Consider the following 14,266-nt stretch of genomic DNA (forward strand, 5'->3'; position numbering starts at 1 on the left):
CGCGAACGGATCGACCCCTCCGATGTGGGGGACCCCGCGGGTCTCGGTCCGAAACGGTACTCTCTGCGCGGACCTGACCCGGCTAAACTACCGGAGAAACCCCCACCGGACGTGACCGTTCCAGTGTCGTCTTCACCTCGAACGCCATTTTCTTGCCCGCCACCCGACGGCGGTGCGTCATCTTCGCCAGATTCAGCTTGGCCAGCTGCCAGGCCGCCACCCCGGTCGGCTCGGCGTGCAGGAAGTAGTGCAACACGACGCCGTCCAGCGACGGTTCCAGCCAGATCTCCATGGTCCCGGTCAGCGCGCCGGTGACCGACCACCGGATGCCCTTCTCCCCTCGATCCTCGACGACCTCCAGCCGCAGGTCCGGCCACCAGCGGCGCCAGCTCGCCCGATCGGCGACCGCGGCGCCCACCCGTGCGCCGGCGGCCGCGACAAACGTCTCATCCGCGATCTGGATGCTGTTCATGACCACAGCTTCACACACCGGCTCGCCGCGCCCCGCCGAGGGCGGGCCCCACAATGCGGCGGGCAATAGCGGTGCCCGCCGACCCACTCTGACCGTGCTGGGTCAACGCGCGGATTAGGCTGGTCACCAGCAACCCGGCTCCCGGGAATCTTCACGAGGTCAATCGAGGTCATAAGAGTGCGTGAGTACAGCGTCCCCGCCCGCTTTTCCGTCGGCGAACAGGACAACATCGCCGCGATGGTCTTCGAACACGAGCGCGAGGACCCCAACTTCGTCATCTACCAGCGTCAAGTCGACGGCGAGTGGACCGACGTCACCTGCGCCGAGGCGGCCCAGCAGATCCGCTCCGCCGCACTGGGTTTGATCTCGCTGGGGGTGCAGGCCGGCGACCGGGTGTCCATCTTCTCGGCCACCCGCTACGAATGGGCGATCCTCGACCTGGCGATCCTGTCGGTGGGCGCGGTCACCGTGCCGATCTATGAGACGTCATCGGCCGAGCAGGTGCGCTGGGTGCTGCAGGACTCCGAGGCGGTGCTGGCGTTCGCCGAGACCGACGAGCACGCGGCGATGGTCACCGAGCTGACCGCCGAACTGCCCGCGCTGCGCCGGGTGCTGCACATCGACGGTTCGGGCCCCAAGGCGCTCGACCAGCTGGCGGAGGCCGGTGCATCGGTGGAACCGGCCGAGCTGAGCGCCCGACTCGAGGGACTGCGGGCCGGGGATCCCGCGACGCTCATCTACACCTCGGGCACCACCGGGCGGCCCAAGGGGTGTCAGCTGACGCATTCGAATCTGCTCTATGAGACCAGGGGCGCCAAGGAGAGCCTGCCGACCCTGCTCGACGAGGGGCAGCGGCTGCTGGTCTTCCTGCCCTTGGCGCACGTGCTGGCGCGCTCACTGACGCTGTCCGCGTTCGCCAACAAGGTCACCGTCGGATTCACCAGCGACATCAAGAACCTGGTGCCGCAGTTCGCAGTGTTCAAACCGACCGTGGTGGTGTCGGTCCCGCGGGTGTTCGAAAAGGTTTACAACACGGCCGAGCAGAACGCCTCCAACGACGGCAAGGGCCGGATCTTCGCGGCGGCCGTCCAAACCGCCGTCGACTGGAGCGAGGCGCAGGACCGCGGCCGCCGCGGGCTCACGCTGCGCGCCAAGCACGCCCTGTTCGACCGCCTGGTGTACAACAAATTGCGCGCCGCGCTGGGCGGCGACTGCCACGCGGCCGTCTCCGGCGGCGCGCCGCTGGGCTCGCGGCTTGGGCATTTCTACCGCGGCGTGGGTCTGACCATCCACGAGGGCTACGGCCTGACCGAGACCAGCTCGGCGATCACCGTCAACCAGGTCGGCAACGTCAAGATCGGCACCGTCGGAACGCTGGTGCCCGGCAACAGCATGCGCATCGCCGAGGACGGCGAACTGCTGGTGCGCGGCGGCGTGGTGTTCAGCGGCTACTGGCGCAACGAGCAGGCCACCGAGGACGCCTTCACCGACGGCTGGTTCAAGACCGGCGACCTGGGCGTGCTCGACGAAGACGGCTTCCTGAAGATCACCGGGCGCAAGAAGGAAATCATCGTGACCGCCGGCGGCAAGAACGTCGCGCCGGCCGTCCTGGAGGACCGGCTGCGGGCCCATCCCTTGATCAGCCAGGCGATGGTCGTCGGGGACAACAAGCCGTTCATCGGCGCGTTGATCACCATCGACCCCGAAGCGTTCGACGGCTGGAAGCAGCGCAACCAGAAGGGCGCAGGCGCGTCGGTCAGCGATCTGACCACCGATCCCGATCTGGTCGCCGAGGTGGACGCGGCCATCAAGGACGCCAATCAGGCGGTGTCGCACGCGGAGTCGATCCGCAAGTTCCGCATCCTGCCGGTCGATTTCACCGAGGACACCGGTGAACTGACGCCGACGATGAAGGTCAAGCGCAACGTGGTGGCCGAGAAGTTCGCCTCCGACATCGAAGCCATCTACCAGAAGGACTAGCGGGGCGCTCGCCGGCGCGGACGCCGTTCAGCCGAGCAGCGCGCCCAACCGTGTCGCCAGGGTGTCCCAGCGCCACTGGGCCGTCACCCAGGCGCGCCCGGCCGCGCCCATCGCGGCGGCCCGGTCGCGATCGGTCAGCAACTCGACGACGGCGTCGGCGATCTCGTCCACCTCGCGGCCGTCGACGACCAACCCGGTCTTGTTGTGTTGCACCGTTTCTGGAGCTCCCCCGGATCTGCCGGCGATCACCGGCACGCCGGTCGCCGACGCCTCGAGGAACACGATGCCCAACCCCTCGACGTCCAGCCCGGCGCCGCGGGTGCGGCACGGCATCGCGAACACGTCGGCCAGCGCGTGATGCGTCGGCAGCTCCGCGGCCGGTACGCCGCCGGTGAAGGTGACGTCGTCGGCCACCCCGCACTCGTGGGCCAGTGCGCGCAGCGAGTCCTGGTAGGGGCCGCCGCCGACGATGACCAGGGCGGCGCCGTCGACGCGTCGCCGGATCGACGGCAGGGCTTTGATGAGCATGTCCTGGCCTTTGCGCGGCACCAGCCGGGACACGCACACCACGGTGGGCCGCTCCCCCAGCCTGTAGCGGTCACGCAGCCGCGCCCGGGCCGCCGGATCGGGCCGGAACCGGTCGATGTCCACCCCGGACGGCAGGTATTCCAGAGAAGCCTTGGGGCCGAAGGCCGGCGCGAATCGGGAACGGGTGTAGCGGCTGACGAAGGTGACGACGTCGGTGTCGTCGCCGATGCGGCGCAGCACCGAGCGCGCGACCGGCAGCATCGACCACCCGACCTCGTGGCCGTGCGTGCTGGCCACCACCCGGCTCGCCCCGGCGCCGCGGGCGCGCTGGGCCAGTAGCGCCAGCGGTGCGGCCGCCCCGAACCAGACGGTGTCGATGCCCTCGTCGGCGATCAGCCGCCGCATCCGGGCGTCGACCGCCGGGCCGGGCAGCATCAGCGTGCCCGGGTGGCGCACCACCCGATAACAGGCGGCCTCGTCGTAAGCCTCGGCGCCCTTCCATTGCGGCGCGTACACCGTCACCGAATGCGGCCCGGCGTCGACCAGCCGGCCGACGAACTCACCGAGGTACGACTGGATGCCGCCCGGGCGGGGCGGAAAGTCGTTGGTTACCAGCAGGACCCGACTCACCTGCGTCAGGCTAGCTTGGCGACGACGCGAACCGTGCACACGGCCTGAGCCGGGCGAGCCGGATTTAGTGTGTCAGCCACTGCTGCCAGCGCGTGAGCAGGCCCGCCGGGCTGGCGCCCAGCACGTCCTGGCCGGCGGCGGCCATGTCGGCGTGCCTGATGCCGCAGGTGGCCAGGTAGAGATCGCGCAACTTGGGCGGTCCGAAGGCGTCGGCGACGAAGCGGGCGAACCACCACGCGCGGTCGTAGGCCAGCGAGCGCTGCGCCCCGGGCACGTCCAGGTCGCCGTCGGTGGGCAACGCCATGGGCAACAACGTGTCGGTGGGCACCGGCTCGGGCGGGCGGCCAACGAAGTCAGCCACTCCCTCGGTGAGCCAGCGGGGCGCGTCCGCGACGGTGTCGGCGCGCGCGGCGTAGTGAAAAAGCTCGTGGGTCAACACGATTCGCAGCGATGCGGCGCTCATGTGGGCCGCGCCCGGCGCGAACACAATCCGCTGGCCGACGGCGACCCGGCGGACGGGGTCGACACGGTCGACGACCGTGACGGCCGCGATGTCGGCCCACTGGGACGCCGGTCCCCCGCCGGCGGCCGCGCGAAACTCCTCGTCGGTGCCGGCCGCGACCACCGAGATCTCGCGCGGCCAGTCGACGCCCCAGAACGACTCCACCGCGGCGATCGCCGCGCCCATGGTCGAAACCACCCGGGACAGCAGCCGGTCACTGGCGGCCCCGCCGAGCCCCAGCAGCCGGACGGTGCGGTCACCGACGGTGATCGATTTCGTCGACGCGCTGACCTGGCTGCGGGCGGGCGTGACCAGCTGGGCGGGCCGGATCCGGCTCTCGCGCACGGCATCGAACGGCACGGCCGCGGCCACCAGCAGCTCGACGGCGAATACCCAGGCCAGCAGTATCGGGAGCCGCCGGCGCCGCGGTCGAGGGTCTTTAGTAACGGCGGGCGTCGTAGATCGGGCCGCCGGCGCTCATCGGCGCGACCCGGACCGGCACGCCATAGGTAGAGGAGTGGATCATCATGCCGTCACCGATGTAGATGCCGGTGTGCGAGGCGTCGGAGTAGAAGGTCAGCACGTCGCCGGGCTGCAGATCTCCCAGCGAGACGGGCTGGCCGCCGTGCGCCAACGCCTGGCTGGAGTGCGGCAACGAGATACCAGCCTGCTGGAACGCCCACATCACCAGGCCGGAGCAGTCGAATCCGCCCGGTGCGGAGCCACCCCATACATAGGGCGAACCGACCTGGGTCAGCGCGGCCTGCACGACGGTGGCGCGGTCACCGCCGCCGACACCGCCCGGAGCCATGCCGGGCATGCCGGGCATTCCGCCGGCGGGCGGAGCCTCGCCCGGCGCCTGCCCGGGAGGCGCGCCCGGGGGCAACGCTTCGGGTGCCGGCGCGCCGGGAGGCGGCGCGGGATTGGCCAGCGCGGTGCGCTGGTCCGCGGTTAAAGAAAGGTATTGCGACTTGACGACCGCGATCTGCACCTGCAACTGGCTCTGCTTGGACTGCAGGCTCGCCCGGACCGCGGCGGCCTGCTCGGCCGCGCTCTTGGCGTCGGCGGCCGACTTGGCGGACTCCCGCTCGGCCTTGGCGGCCTGCTCCCCGGCGATCTGGTAGCTCTTCATCTGGCTGGCCATCTGCGTGGCCATCACCCGCTGCACCGCCAGCTTGTCGATCAGGCCCTGCGGCGAGCCCGCGGTCAGGATGGCCTCCATGCCGTCGACGTGACCGCCCATGTAGGTCGCGGCGGCCAGCTTGTTGACCGAGTCCTGATACGACGACAGGTGCGCCTTGGCCGCATCGACCGCGGCCTGGTCGTCGGTGTGCTTCTTGTCCGCGGCGCGCTGGGCGGCCAGCTTGTCGTTCAGATCGAGCTGGGCGCTGTGCATGGCCTCGGTGGTCTGCTCGGCCTGCCGGGACAGTTGGTTGAGTTTTGCGGTGGCGTCCTCGGCCGGGTCGGCCCACGCGGGGGCGGTCATGACACCGGAGAAGATTGCGAAGCCAGCTAGTGCCCCTATGGCCGAACGTGTCAGGGCACGCGCAACCGGGTACCTAGAGTCAAGCCTCAAGATTTGCTTCCTTAAACGGCCATCGACGATGGATAGGTCGTCGAGCTGGTTTAGGTCTCAAACAGGTTACGAAACGATATCGGCGTTTGTCCAAAGCGAGCGGTTAAGAAGTTAGAAAGAATCCTGTCATTTCTATGTGAATCGTTTCGCGTGCCCCGAGGACCTTTGTGGGACAAGGCGATTAGGCTACACCAGTACCCCGGTCCCGACGAATCGGAACGAGACGAAGTCGCGGCGCCAGGCCGACTTCGGCGAGAACTTCCAATGCCGCGCGTTCATCCTGCAATAAAGTATCCGGAACCCCGAGTATCACGCTGACGACACAGTCGCGGCAGCCGGGGCCGCGCACCGCGCACTCGTCGCAGTCGATCACCACCGGTGTCCCCGGCTCCGGCGGCGTCATGCCGATGTCGGTAGGTCCAGTTCTTGGTGCCATCGGATCGGTCCTCTCGCTCTGGCTCCGGCAACTCAGGTGGGCGAACTTCACTCACGCCGGACTGCCCGAACGGTAACCGCGGGCACCGACAGGTATCCGTCCCCGCATTCCGGCCCCGCGCCCGGCGTGGGAGCCGCGCGAGTGTCGGTCGTCCGCCTTAACGTCACCGCCGTGGCTTCCGTGGGTGCGACTCAGCTGAGCTTCGCCGACGTGGGATCACCGTTCACGCCCGACGAGCTCTCGCTGCGCGAGACCACCTTCGTCGTGGTCGACCTGGAGACCACCGGCGGGCGCACCAAGGGCACCGCGGGCACCGTGCCCGACGCCATCACCGAAATCGGGGCGGTCAAGGTGCGCGGGGGCGTCGTGCTCGGCGAGTTCGCCACCCTGGTGGATCCGCAGCGCAGCATCCCGCCGCAGATCGTGCAGCTGACCGGCATCACCACCGCGATGATTTCCGACGCACCGACCATCGACTCCGTCCTGCCGATGTTTCTGGAGTTCGCCGGGGACGCGGTACTCGTCGCGCACAACGCCGGCTTCGACATCGGCTTCCTGCGCGCCGCCGCACAGCAGTGCGACATCGCGTGGCCGCGGCCGCAGGTGCTGTGCACGGTCCGGCTGGCCCGCCGGGTGCTCAGCCGCGAGGAAGCCCCCAGCGTGCGGCTGGCCTCGCTGGCGCGGCTGTTCGCCGTCGCCACCCAGCCCACCCACCGCGCCCTGGACGATGCGCGCGCCACCGTCGACGTCTTGCACGCCCTCATCGAGCGGGTGGGCAACCAGGGCGTGCACACCTATGCCGACCTGCGCTCCTATCTGCCCGACGTGACACCGACCCAGCGCCGCAAGCGGGTGCTCGCCGAGGGCCTGCCGCGCCGGCCGGGCGTGTATCTGTTCCGGGGGCCGTCGGGCGAGGTGCTCTACATCGGCACCGCCGTCGACCTGCGGCGGCGGGTCAGCCAATACTTCACCGGCGCCGACCCCCGGGGCCGCATGAAGGAGATGGTCGCGCTGGCCGGCGCGGTCGACCACGTCGAGTGCGCCCACGCGCTGGAGGCCGGCGTGCGCGAGCTGCGGCTGCTGGCCGCGCACGCCCCGCCGTACAACCGGCGGTCCCGGTTCCCGCAGCGCTGGTGGTGGGTGGCGCTCACCGAGGAGGCCTTCCCCCGCCTCGCCGTGGTGCGGGCGCCGCGGCACGACCGTGCCGTCGGCCCGTTCCGCGCCCGCGCCGACGCCGCCGACACGGCCGCGCTGCTGGCGCGGTTCACCGGGTTACGAACCTGCACCAACCGGCTGGGCCGCTCGTCGCTGCACGGACCGCTGTGCGCCGAGGCGGAGGTGTCGCCGTGCCCGGCCGCGCGCGGAGTCACCGCCACCCAGTACGCCGCCGCCGTGGCGCGGGTCGCGGCGCTGGTCGACGGCGCGGACAACGGCGCGCTGAGGTCGGCCGTGGATCAGGTCGGCGCGCTCGCCGAGCGGCATCACTTCGAGAGCGCCGCGCGCCTGCGCGACCGCACCGTCACCGCGGTCGAGACGCTGTGGCGCGGTCAGCGGCTGCGCGCCCTGGCCGCGCTGCCCGAGCTGATCGCCGCCGCGCCGGACGGCAGCGGTGGCTATCACCTGGCCGTCATCCGCCACGGCCAACTCGCCGCGGCGGGCAGCGCGCGGCGCGGGGTGCCGCCGATGCCGGTCGTCGACGCGATTGTTGCTGGGGCGCAAGCGATTCTGCCCACAGCCGCCCCACTCGGCGGCGCACTGGTCGAGGAGAGCGCGCTCATCGCGCGCTGGTTGACGGCGCCCGGGGTGCGCATCGTCCGGGTCGCCGAGGACGGCTGGGCTTCCCCGCTGCGGTCGGCCGGCGCCTGGTCGGCGTGGGCCGCGACGGCGCGCTCGGCGCGACTGGCCGGCGAGCAGGCGCTGCGGGAATCAGACCTGCTGGCCGAACCGCACCCATCGCGCGAGCAGTTGTTCGGCCGCGCCGGAATCGATGGCCTTACAGGCGCGGGCCAACCCGTCCTCCCACGCCGGCAACCATTCAGCGCGGCTGGATAACCCGGCGTGCGCGACGATCGCGCCGGCGGCATTGAGGACGACGGCGTCGCGCACCGGACCCTTGCCGCCGGCCAGCACCGCGCGGACCTCCGCGGCGTTGGCCTGGGCGTCGCCGCCCAACAAATCATCGAGATCGGCTCGGGGGAAACCGAATCCGGCCGGATCGAAGGTCAGCTTGTCCACCGTGCCGGCCTGCACCCGCCAGATCGTGCTGGTGGTGGTGGTCGTCAGCTCGTCGAGCCCGTCGTCACCGTGCACCACCAGCACACTTGACCGGCGCGCGGCGAACACCCCGGCCATCACCTCGGAGAGCTCGGCGAACGCGCAGCCGATCAATCCGGCCCGCGGCCGGGCCGGATTGGTAAGCGGCCCAAGGAGATTGAACACCGTCGGCACGCCGATCTCGCGGCGCACCGCGGAAGTGTGCCGGTAGGACGGGTGGAACAGCGGCGCGAAGCAGAACCCGATGCCGACCTCGGCGAGGCTGCGTGCGACCTGCTCGGGACCGAGGTCGATGCGGATGCCGAGCGCCTCGAGCGTGTCGGCGCCGCCGGACAACGACGAGGCCGCCCGGTTGCCGTGTTTGACCACCGGCACGCCCGCGGCCGCGGCCACGAGCGCCGCCATCGTGGACAGGTTCACGGTGTTGACCCCGTCGCCGCCGGTGCCGACGATGTCGACGGTGTCGTCGCGGATGGCACCGGGGGGAATCGGCAGCGCGTGGTTGAGCATGACGTCGGCCAGCTCGATGACTTCGGCCGAGGTGGGAACCTTCACCTGCATCGCCACCGCGAAGGCCGCGATCTGGGCGGGGCTCGCGTCGCCGGCCATGATCCGGTCCATGGCCCAGGCGGCCTGGCCGCGCGTCAGGTCCTGCCCGCCGGTCAGACGGGACAGGATCCGCGGCCACGAGGTCGCGGGTGCGCCGGACGGCCCGCCCCCAGACGGAGCCTTAGATGACAAAGCCACGCGCCGATGGTCCCACGACGGCCACACCTGCCCCAACCGTCTCCGCGAGCGGCCCGCTGCGCACCCGCGCGCGACGCGCCAGACACCAAATGCCGCCCCGGGTGGAGTTCAACAACTACAAAGCGTCATACTTGCGGATGTGACCAGCGCTGCCGGGACTTCGGGTACTGCAATTACGTCGCGGGTGCATTCGCTGAACCGACCCAACATGGTCAGCGTCGGCACCATCGTTTGGCTTTCCAGCGAGTTGATGTTCTTTGCTGGCCTCTTCGCGATGTACTTCACCGCTCGCGCCCAATCGGGCGGGAAGTGGCCTCCGCCGCCGACCGAGCTGAACCTGTACCAGGCCGTCCCGGTCACGTTGGTGCTGATCGCGTCGTCGTTCACCTGCCAGATGGGGGTGTTCGCGGCCGAGCGCGGCGACGTGTTCGGGCTGCGGCGCTGGTACGTGCTGACCTTCCTGATGGGGCTGTTCTTCGTCCTCGGGCAGGGCTACGAGTACTACCACCTGATGGGTCACGGGACCACCATCCCCGGCAGCGCCTACGGCAGCGTGTTCTATTTGGCGACCGGGTTCCACGGCCTGCACGTCACCGGCGGCCTGATCGCCTTCATCTTCTTGCTGGCCCGCACCGCGATGAGCAAGTTCACCCCGGCGCAGGCTACGGCCAGCATCGTCGTCTCGTACTACTGGCATTTCGTCGACATCGTGTGGATCGCGCTGTTCGCCGTGATCTATTTCATCCGATGAGCAGGCGCTGGACGAACAGGAGTGCTCGGTTGAAGAAACTGGGATCTACCCGATCCGGTGCGGCCAAGCCGCCGCAGGGGCAGCGTGACCGTTCGCGACGGCGGCTGCGCCGCCGGCTGTCCGGCGGTCTGCTGCTGCTGATCGCGCTGACCATCGCCGGTGGCCTGGCCGCGATCCTGACCCCGCGGCCGCAGGTGGCCGTCGCCGACGAGTCGAACTCGGCGCTGCTGCGCACCGGCAAGCAGCTGTTCGACACGTCGTGCGTGTCCTGCCACGGCGCCAACCTGCAGGGTGTCCACGACCGCGGGCCGAGCCTGATCGGCGTCGGCGAGCAAGCCGTCTACTTCCAGGTTTCGACGGGCCGGATGCCGGCAATGACCGGCGAGGCCCAGGCCCCGCGCAAGGAACCGATCTTCGACGAGGGCCAGGTCGACGCGCTGGGCGCCTACGTCCAGGCCAACGGCGGCGGCCCCACCACGGTGCGCAACCCGGACGGCAGCCTGGCGATGCGCTCGCTGCGCGGCGAGGACCTGGGCCGCGGTGGCGACCTGTTCCGGCTGAACTGCTCCTCCTGCCACAACTTCACCGGTAAGGGCGGCGCGCTGTCGTCCGGCAAGTTCGCGCCGGACCTGGAGCCCGCGAACGAGCAGCAGATCCTGGCGGCCATGCGGACCGGTCCGCAGAACATGCCGAAGTTCTCCGACCGTCAGCTGTCGTTCGAAGCCAAGAAGGACATCATCGGCTACATCAAGGCGGTGACCGAGGAGCGCCAGCCGGGCGGTTACGGCCTGGGCGGATTCGGTCCCGCACCCGAGGGCATGGCCGCCTGGATCATCGGGATGGTCGCGGCCATCGGGCTGGCACTGTGGATTGGGGCACGAGCATGAGCCGCGCCGAGACGATGCAGAGCGAAGCGATGAGGAGGAGCGGCGCAAAATGAGTGAGGCGGACGTTCGCGGCTCTGACACCGGCGGGAGCCCGCACGGAACCGGCGAGCGAGAACCCGACGACGCGGCGCTGGCCGCCATGTCGCAGCACGAACTGGTGGCGCTGGGCGGCAAGCTGGACGGCGTCGAGACGGTGTTCAAGGAACCCCGTTGGCCGATCGAGGGCACCAAAGCCGAAAAGCGCGCCGAGCGTGGCGTGGCCCTCTGGCTTTTGCTGGGCGGTTTCTTCGGGCTGGCGCTGCTGCTGATCTTCTTGTTCTGGCCCTGGGAGTACAAGCCCAAGGAGAGCGCCGGCAGCTTCCTGTACGACCTGACCACCCCGCTGTACGGGCTGACCTTCGGGATGTCGATCCTGTCGATCGGGATCGGCGTCATCCTCTACCAGAAACGCTTTATCCCCGAAGAGATTTCGATCCAGGACCGCCACGACGGCGCCTCGCGCGACGTCGACCGCAAGACCGTGGTGGCGAACCTGGCCGACGCGTATCAGGGGTCGACCGTCGGGCGCCGCAAGCTGATCGGCCTGTCGCTGGGAATGGGGCTGGGCGCCTTCGGCCTGTCCACCCTGGTCGCGTTTGCCGGCGGGTTGATCAAGAACCCGTGGAGGCCGGTCGTGCCCACCGCCGACGGGAAGAAGGCCGTGCTGTGGACGTCCGGCTGGAGCCCGCGCTACCACGGCGAGACCATCTTCCTGGCGCGGGCCACCGGCTCCGCCTCCACGTCGCCGTTCGTCAAGATGCGCCCCGAAGACCTCGACGCCGGCGGCATGGAAACCGTCTTCCCGTGGCGGGAGTCCGACGGCGACGGCACCACGCCGGAATCGCAGGAAAAGCTGCGGGCCATCAACCAGGGTGTGCGAAACCCGGTGATGCTCATCCGCGTTCGCCCCACCGACATGAACCGCGTGGTCAAGCGGCAGGGCCAGGAGAGCTTCAACTTCGGCGAGTTCTTCGCCTACACCAAGGTCTGCTCGCACCTGGGTTGCCCCGCCTCGCTGTACGAGGAGCAGTCGTACCGGATCTTGTGCCCTTGCCACCAGTCGCAGTTCGACGCGCTGCACTTCGCCAAGCCGATTTTCGGGCCGGCCGCGCGTGCGTTGGCGCAGCTGCCGATCACCATCGATTCCAACGGGTATCTGGTCGCCAACGGTGACTTCGTCGAGCCCGTCGGACCGGCATTCTGGGAGAGGACGACGACATGAGTCCGAAATTGAGTCCCCCGAAGATCGGCGATGTCCTGGCCCGTCAAGGCGAGGACATCGATACGCGCTATCACCCGTCCGCGGCGGTCCGTAGACAGCTCAACAAGGTCTTCCCCACCCACTGGTCGTTCCTGCTGGGCGAGATCGCGATGTACAGCTTCATCGTGCTGCTGCTCACCGGCGTGTACCTGACGCTGTTCTTCGATCCGTCCATGGCCGAGATCACCTACAACGGCGCCTATCAGCCCCTGCGCGGCGTGGACATGTCGAAGGCCTTCGCATCGACCCTCGACATCTCCTTCGAGGTGCGCGGCGGCCTGTTCGTGCGTCAGGTCCACCACTGGGCGGCACTGATCTTCTCCGCGTCGATCATGGTGCACCTGGCCCGCATCTTCTTCACCGGCGCCTTCCGGCGGCCGCGCGAGGCCAACTGGGTCATCGGCTCGCTGCTGCTGATCCTGGCCATGTTCGAGGGCTACTTCGGCTACTCGCTGCCCGACGACCTGCTGTCCGGCATCGGGTTGCGCGCCGCGCTGTCCTCGATCACGTTGGGCATGCCGGTGATCGGCACCTGGCTGCACTGGGCCCTGTTCGGCGGTGACTTCCCCTGCGGCGGCGTCGGAAACGAATGCGCCACAGCGGGTTACATCATCCCGCGGATGTACTCCCTGCACATCCTGCTGCTGCCCGGGATCATCCTGGCGCTGATCGGGCTGCACCTGGCCATGGTGTGGTTCCAGAAGCACACCCAGTTCCCCGGCCCCGGCCGTACCGAGCACAACGTGGTCGGCGTGCGAGTGATGCCGGTGTTCGCCGTCAAGTCCGGGGCGTTCTTCGCCGCGATCGTCGGCGTGCTGGGCCTGCTGGGCGGTCTGCTGCAGATCAACCCGATCTGGAACCTGGGCCCCTACAAGCCATCTCACGTCTCGGCCGGTTCGCAGCCGGACTTCTACATGATGTGGACCGAGGGCCTGGCCCGTATCTGGCCGCCATGGGAGTTCTACTTCTGGCACCACACCATTCCGGCGGTGGTCTGGGTGGCGCTGATCATGGGCGGTGTGTTCGGTCTGCTGATGGTCTATCCGTTCCTGGAGAAGCGGTTCAGCGGTGACTACGCGCACCACAACCTGCTGCAGCGGCCGCGCGACGTGCCGGTGCGCACGTCGATCGGTGCGATGGCGATCGCGTTCTACATGCTGCTGACGCTGTGCGCGATGAACGACATCATCGCGTTCAAGTTCGACATCTCGCTGAACGCGACGACGTGGATCGGGCGCATCGGCATGGTGATCGTTCCGCCGGTGGTCTACTTCATCACCTACCGGTGGTGCATCGGACTGCAGCGCAGCGACCGCGCGGTGCTCGAGCACGGCATCGAGACCGGCATCATCAAGCGGCTGCCGCACGGCGCGTACGTCGAGCTGCACCAGCCGCTGGGTCCGGTCGACGACCACGGCCACCCGCTGCCGCTCGCATACCAGGGCGCGGCACTGCCCAAGAAGATGAACAAGCTGGGCTCGGCCGGATCTCCGGGCAGCGGCAGCTTCCTGTTCGCCGACCCGGCGTCCGAGGATGCGGCGCTGCGCGAGGCGGCGCACGGCTCGGAGCTGCGCGCCCTGACCGCGCTGCGCGAACACCAGGACGGCCTCAACGGTTCGACCAACGGTTCACCAAACGGTTCGACAAACGGCGAGGGCGGCGAGCACTAGCTCGCTCCCCCACCCGTTTTCGTCAATGTCCCGCCCAACGGGTGGGCGCACGCCCGTTGCTGTTGGGCGGCCCGCAGGATCGAGCCGGCCGTGACGAACACCCGCTTGCCCATGTCGCGGGTTTCGACGGGGAGCCCGGCCGCACAGCGCAACACCATGAGGGCCAGCGCGCTGTAGGTCGTGTACGGGACGATCAGCAGGTTGGCCCGGGCGTCTCCCCCGATGACCGTGATCACGTGCTGGCGTTTGTTCTCCCACCCCGGCCAGTTGAAGTCCGGCGGGCGCTGCAACGGCGGCCAGTTGACGTTGATGGAATCCACGTCGCCGAGCAAGGGCGTCAGCAGCGCGACCAGATCGGGCAATTCGTTGGTGATGCGGTCCGCGCGGGGCCACCACGCGCCGTCGATCGGGCGGCCGAGCTCACGGCCCACCGATACCCGGATGGGATTGGCGCGTGCTCGCCGTCTGGCTGCGGCATTCACTTGCGGTTCCCTTCACGGTTGGCGTCCTTCG

General features: G+C 69.3%; 12 protein-coding genes and 1 pseudogene. 6 read left to right on the forward strand and 7 right to left on the reverse strand.

Annotation, left to right across the window (positions count from 1 at the left end; translation table 11 throughout):
* Positions 1-82: 82 nt before the first annotated feature.
* Positions 83-472, reverse strand: coding sequence for a polyketide cyclase / dehydrase and lipid transport (locus A5732_RS07575; RefSeq protein WP_076052137.1), 390 nt, complete (start codon positions 470-472; stop codon positions 83-85).
* Positions 473-649: 177 nt separating this feature from the next.
* Between A5732_RS07575 and A5732_RS07580 the strand changes: the two genes are divergently transcribed.
* Positions 650-2,452 carry an AMP-dependent synthetase/ligase gene (locus A5732_RS07580; RefSeq protein ID WP_076101839.1) on the forward strand — a complete coding sequence of 601 codons (1,803 nt, stop codon included), beginning with the start codon at positions 650-652 and terminating at the stop codon, positions 2,450-2,452.
* Positions 2,453-2,479: 27 nt separating this feature from the next.
* Here the strand turns inward: A5732_RS07580 and pimB are convergent, their stop codons facing one another.
* The 4 genes from pimB to A5732_RS07600 all read right to left on the reverse strand — a co-directional run bounded on the left by pimB (position 2,480) and on the right by A5732_RS07600 (position 6,124).
* Positions 2,480-3,610, reverse strand: a complete 1,131-nt coding sequence (gene pimB, locus A5732_RS07585) for a GDP-mannose-dependent alpha-(1-6)-phosphatidylinositol monomannoside mannosyltransferase (RefSeq protein WP_076101840.1) — start codon at positions 3,608-3,610, stop codon at positions 2,480-2,482.
* A gap of 64 nt (positions 3,611-3,674) precedes the next feature.
* Entirely contained in the window at positions 3,675-4,517 is an 843-nt protein-coding gene (locus A5732_RS07590; RefSeq protein ID WP_253189020.1) for a hypothetical protein, read from the reverse strand.
* Between the two features lie 34 nt (positions 4,518-4,551).
* Positions 4,552-5,688 (reverse strand): peptidoglycan hydrolase RipC, encoded by a 1,137-nt coding sequence (ripC, locus tag A5732_RS07595; RefSeq protein WP_076052123.1) that lies wholly within the window; start codon positions 5,686-5,688, stop codon positions 4,552-4,554.
* Between the two features lie 181 nt (positions 5,689-5,869).
* Positions 5,870-6,124, reverse strand: coding sequence for a hypothetical protein (locus A5732_RS07600; protein WP_171974976.1), 255 nt, complete (start codon positions 6,122-6,124; stop codon positions 5,870-5,872).
* 180 nt (positions 6,125-6,304) lie between these two features.
* Between A5732_RS07600 and A5732_RS07605 the strand changes: the two are divergent.
* Positions 6,305-8,113 (forward strand): annotated as a pseudogene (locus A5732_RS07605) (DEDD exonuclease domain-containing protein); the annotation flags it as partial.
* On the opposite strand, the gene trpD reads toward A5732_RS07605, so the two are convergent.
* A complete protein-coding gene (gene trpD, locus A5732_RS27550; protein WP_065073582.1) occupies positions 8,051-9,145 on the reverse strand; it encodes an anthranilate phosphoribosyltransferase in 1,095 nt (364 codons plus the stop codon). The pseudogene A5732_RS07605 and the gene trpD sit on opposite strands and share 63 nt — an antisense overlap.
* 139 nt (positions 9,146-9,284) lie before the next feature.
* Here trpD and ctaE point away from each other — a divergent pair, with 139 nt between their 5' ends.
* Genes ctaE through qcrB form a run of 4 tightly spaced genes read left to right on the forward strand, consistent with a single transcriptional unit; the run spans position 9,285 to position 13,753 of the window.
* Positions 9,285-9,896: an aa3-type cytochrome oxidase subunit III gene (gene ctaE / locus A5732_RS07615; RefSeq protein WP_064950539.1), complete on the forward strand. Its 612-nt coding sequence runs from the start codon at positions 9,285-9,287 to the stop codon at positions 9,894-9,896.
* Positions 9,897-9,925: 29 nt separating this feature from the next.
* On the forward strand, positions 9,926-10,783 hold the full coding sequence (qcrC, locus tag A5732_RS07620; RefSeq protein ID WP_076101843.1) for a cytochrome bc1 complex diheme cytochrome c subunit: 858 nt from the start codon (positions 9,926-9,928) through the stop codon (positions 10,781-10,783).
* Positions 10,784-10,832: 49 nt separating this feature from the next.
* Positions 10,833-12,044 (forward strand): cytochrome bc1 complex Rieske iron-sulfur subunit, encoded by a 1,212-nt coding sequence (gene qcrA, locus A5732_RS07625; protein ID WP_065051566.1) that lies wholly within the window; start codon positions 10,833-10,835, stop codon positions 12,042-12,044.
* On the forward strand, positions 12,041-13,753 hold the full coding sequence (qcrB, locus tag A5732_RS07630) for a cytochrome bc1 complex cytochrome b subunit (protein ID WP_076101844.1): 1,713 nt from the start codon (positions 12,041-12,043) through the stop codon (positions 13,751-13,753). Before qcrA ends, qcrB begins: the two co-directional genes overlap by 4 nt.
* Here qcrB and A5732_RS07635 read toward each other — a convergent pair.
* Complete coding sequence (locus tag A5732_RS07635) at positions 13,750-14,235, reverse strand: DUF5994 family protein (protein WP_076052129.1); 486 nt, start codon at positions 14,233-14,235, stop codon at positions 13,750-13,752. The two genes, qcrB and A5732_RS07635, sit on opposite strands and share 4 nt — an antisense overlap.
* Positions 14,236-14,266 lie beyond the last annotated feature (31 nt).

The sequence above is a fragment of the Mycobacterium colombiense genome (assembly GCF_001953985.1).
Taxonomy (GTDB): domain Bacteria; phylum Actinomycetota; class Actinomycetes; order Mycobacteriales; family Mycobacteriaceae; genus Mycobacterium; species Mycobacterium colombiense_B.